This window comes from Caulobacter sp. 602-1, from assembly GCF_003931565.1.
GTDB lineage: Bacteria > Pseudomonadota > Alphaproteobacteria > Caulobacterales > Caulobacteraceae > Caulobacter.
This window is the reverse complement of record NZ_RRYI01000226.1, coordinates 1-269: the sequence shown is the minus strand read 5'-3', so window position 1 is coordinate 269 and position 269 is coordinate 1. Positions and strand designations below refer to the sequence as shown.

1 pseudogene is annotated in these 269 nt (G+C 59.1%); it reads left to right on the top strand.

The window, feature by feature from the left end:
• Positions 1–269: pseudogene (locus tag EIK80_RS25980) on the top strand (galactose-1-phosphate uridylyltransferase); the annotation flags it as partial.

The window sequence follows — 269 nt, the reverse complement described above, 5'->3', positions numbered from 1 at the left end:
ATCTCGCCAAGCCGGAATTCAAGAACATGAAGAAGGCTGCAGCCGGCAATAGCGTGGCGGGTGGCTACCCTTCCTGCACGATATGCCATGAGAACGAAGGTTTTGCGGGCCGTGACAAGCGTACGCTGCGCACAGTGCCGGTCACGCTGGGCGGCGAACCGTGGTTCTGGCAGTTCTCTCCATACGGCTACTTCCACCAGCATGGCATTTGCGTCAACACCGAGCACACGCCTATGCACGTTGACCGCGATACCTTCGGCCATCTGCTG